At 42.9% G+C, this 3,893-nt stretch carries 3 protein-coding genes and 2 pseudogenes; all 5 read left to right on the top strand.

Annotated features, from left to right (window positions below):
• A pseudogene (locus tag B4J23_RS11445) lies at positions 1-680 on the top strand (hypothetical protein); the annotation flags it as partial.
• A 54-nt stretch (positions 681-734) separates the two neighbouring features.
• Positions 735-1,979 (top strand): hypothetical protein, encoded by a 1,245-nt coding sequence (locus B4J23_RS11440; protein ID WP_291360718.1) that lies wholly within the window; start codon positions 735-737, stop codon positions 1,977-1,979.
• Positions 1,980-2,246 (top strand): hypothetical protein, encoded by a 267-nt coding sequence (locus tag B4J23_RS11435; RefSeq protein ID WP_243475368.1) that lies wholly within the window; start codon positions 1,980-1,982, stop codon positions 2,244-2,246.
• Positions 2,243-2,629, top strand: a complete 387-nt coding sequence (locus B4J23_RS11430) for a hypothetical protein (protein ID WP_291360714.1) — start codon at positions 2,243-2,245, stop codon at positions 2,627-2,629. Before B4J23_RS11435 ends, B4J23_RS11430 begins: the two co-directional genes overlap by 4 nt.
• A gap of 17 nt (positions 2,630-2,646) precedes the next feature.
• Positions 2,647-3,893, top strand: a pseudogene (locus B4J23_RS11425) (hypothetical protein); the annotation flags it as partial.

The following is a 3,893-nucleotide window of genomic DNA, read 5'->3' as shown; positions in this document are numbered from 1 at the left end:
AAGTAGCCTTCGATTTGTACACAGTTGATTATGATTATGGCCGTGTGACATTGGGTGGTGACTTCGTATTGGGTAATCTGGTTGAGCCACTGGTGACAAAATACCGCTATCAGGATATGGGTCTGATACGTGATGTGCAGATCAATGGTCAGCTGACTTTCACCAAGCCCTTAACACATAACTATGATGCGGTGGATACCATCGTAGGATCTGCTTTAGTGATTGGTGACATGCAGGCGCGTTACACACGCAAGTTTGTGCAAGGTTCGTGGAGTAATGTATGGGTTGATGAGCCAACGGGTAGCGGCATTTCAGCCAACTATAACGATGCGTTATATCCAATTGCTGTGACGAATAAAGGCGCTATTCAAGAGCGATGGGCACTGATCTTCACTGATGCACAATCATTCCGCTGTGTTGGTGAATACTCAGGGCAGATCGGCACAGGGAGTGTGAATGTGGATTTTGCTCCAATCAACCCAGTAACAGGCTTGCCATATTTCACAGTGAAAAAAGAAGGTTGGGGCGCGGGCTGGGCAAACGGTAACGTGCTGCGCTTCAATACTGTAGCTGCAAACTTCCCAGTCTGGGTGATTCGTACAGTGAAGCAATCTGAACCAGCTGTGATATCAGACCAGTTCCAGATCATGCTACGTGGCGACATTGACCGCGTGCTGTAAACATTAATTTAAATATGACCGCTTTGTGTGGTCTTTTTTTTATAGGTAAAAAAGATGGCAGGTTTAGTAAAGCACTATCAAAATACCATGAAGGGCATCCCTCAGCTATCTAATGCTTGGGGTTCAATGATCAATTTACTCGATGCGGTCTTGGTTAATGGTTTTAATCATGTGCCAGTGATAAGCATAAGCAAGTCAACACCTACTGCTATTACCGCAACTATCCACTTGGGCAGTGGTCATGGTTTTATTGATCGCCAAGTGGTACGTATCACCGGCTCAACAAATGGCTGGGATGGTGATTATAGGGTTTTAAGTGCTGGCACAAACACAATTACTATTGAATGTACAGATTTGCACTCATCTGCATTAAATGGCACAGCGACCTGCTTTACTGCACCGCTTGATTTTGAAATTGCTCATCAAACCCCAACAGAATCCACAACTCCAAAACGTGCTTATCGCTCTACAGATCCTGACTCACTTGGCTTAATTTTGCTTGTACATGATTTTTGTTCGCCCGGGGCGGCGGCGGCAGGAGCAAAATTTGCAAAGGTAGGCGTGGTGTCAGGTATGACTGATATTAACAATATTACTGGTGTGCAAATGCCATACAACCCCGCAAAACCAAATAGTAATTGGGAGTGGGATGGGGAGTATCATGGGTGGGCAAAGTGGTATTATCGTACTGCAGATCACGGAGGTCCAGCTAGTAGCAGTAACGATGATGTATCGGTATCCACTATTATAAATTCCAGTTTTTTAGTGGTGGGGGATGGGAGTGGTTTCTCTTTGGATGTTACAGTCAGTAACACAGGTCTTTTCCTAACATACGGATATCTTGAATTTTTAGATGCCAGAAATAATACTAAAAATCTAGCTTTGTTAGCTGCTGGACTTCAGATAAAGACAAAGCAGAGAGATAGTATCGTTGCACACGCTAGATCCGGAATAAGGTTAGGTGGTCACACTGTGGCTGCGTATGGCGGCTTAAATTTAAATGCAGCTATTTGGTTTGATGCGACAGGAAGCGCAAATTACGAACTTGCAGGTCAGTCTATTTATCTAGGGCAGGGCAACAATAAAAACGCCTCCGTATCCGCATCTAGTAATGTGTTTTTTGTCCCCTTCATGCTAACAGTTGGCGATAATTATATTGGATTTCTACCTTTCATTAAGAGCACTGCTAATTCGTCTAATGTGGAAGGGGTTTCAAATATCGGCAAGTACGTTACACGCTACTCAATGAATGAAGCAATACTTCTTATTAAACATGGCTATACACTGGAGCAAAGATAAATGGATATATTAACCCCCATTAATTTATCTATACATGCTCAGAAATGGACAGCCATAGCTGGGCGCATATATGAGCTAGGTATTCCGGTAGCAAGACAAGTCAATATTTATAATCGAAATAATGGCATGTTAATAGCTACGACTAAAAGCGACGCTGATGGTCATTATCAAGTAAATATTCCTCTAATTAATGCTTATACAATTACATCTATCGACCCAAAGCGTCAGTTTAACGCAGTCATCCAAGATAACGTGGTGCCAAAATGAGTAAAACATCAGTCAATGCTCGGCTTGCCATGATTCAAGCCTTTGCAAATTTTATGGATAGCGGTAGCCAAAGTGCTACCGTTATTTTTTATGAGGGTGTGCAGCCTGCCAGCCCTGCGGTTGCAGCAGATTCGAATAATGCTTTGGTAACACTGAATTTTCCAGAGCCATGTATTAAAGAAGTCACAGCCAGTTATGTAGAGCTTCATCCAACCGACACAGCAACGGTTATTAAAACTGGTACCGCAACTTGGGCGCGAATCTACAGCGGTGCTGGCGGGGTCGGTGCCGATCTTACTGTTGGCACAGATATATCTTTAGCGAATACCAATCTGGTTGTGGGTGGTACCTTGTCTATCCAATCAATAAAACTCAGACCTTAATTTAAAAGGGTGCTCATGTGGATTTTAAAAATAAGCTCGGCACCGTTGATGCGCATAACCTAAACCTAAACTTTAAGCCTGATAATACTGATAGCCATAACATCATTCTGAATTTTGAGCATCTAGCCGACGGATCGACCAATCTCAATTTCGGTGATGATGTTTCTGCTGTAATCGATACAGTACTTGATACTGAGTTTTCACTTGAAGTCACAGCAGTCTATGCAGATAGTGGTGCAAACACTGCAGTTATAGACACGGTAATTGATATTGAGTTCAGCTTTGATGTTGTCGCAGTCTTTAAAGAGAACACCGATGTCATTGGGCACATTGATACAGTCTTAGACACTAGTTTTAACTTTGAAATCGAAGCGGTATTTAGTGAAAACCTGTGCACGATTGATACGGTTTTAGATACTGGGTTTTCATTCGAAGTTAAAGCACTATTCGATATCAATCATCTGGTGGGCGTGTCTTATGGCTTTGATATGCGATATAAGAAAGCCATCGCAGCCTTGAGCACCACAGAAATACCATGGGCCAAGCCTATATTAAGAGTCTCAAATGAGGCTCTTTTTTATGACCAGGGTTTGGTAATTTCCAATCAGAAAAATATTCAATATGAGCAAGCAGGGTCATTGAATCGCGCGGTTAGATCGATACATGAGCAAGCAACCGGTTTAAGTTCAGATGCATATGTGATTTGGGAAGAGGGTGATAAACGCTTTATTCATCAGCGATATGTGCATGAAGAAACCGTCAAGCTGCGTCATAACCGAGAAACAGTCTGGCAGGAAATGATCCGCAGGCGCAAGACTTTTACTTATTCACATGAAGTAGCTCAAGTCTTTGAGCACCGCTTTTCATTTGAGTGGGATAAAAGCCTGGAGATTATCACCAAGTCAGATTTGCCATGGGATAAAGCCAAAGCGATTCATTATCGCAAGCATCCGGTTTTACCTTGGCCAAAGCCTGAAATACCCAAATATGAAGGCACTGGCGATCTAAATTTTGTCTGCTTATGTCATGACGTTGATTCACACAATGTTGTTTTAAATTTTGGTGCAGATGACTGTATTCCAGCACTGCCGAATAGAAACTGGTGGTATATCGTGAATACATTAATAGCCGAGCGACTGGATACCGGCGAGAAGATTCAAGTGATTGATGGTAGCTACAGTGCCAGCCGGTCGCAGTGGTGTTGGACTTACTCAATTACCGTGGCTCATACCGAGAAAGATAAACTACAGCCGATCGATGGGCA

Origin of the sequence: Acinetobacter sp. UBA3025, assembly GCF_002367915.1 — a bacterium.
Lineage (GTDB): Bacteria > Pseudomonadota > Gammaproteobacteria > Pseudomonadales > Moraxellaceae > Acinetobacter.
Note: the sequence above shows the minus strand (reverse complement) of the source record. Positions and strands in the feature narration are given on the sequence as shown.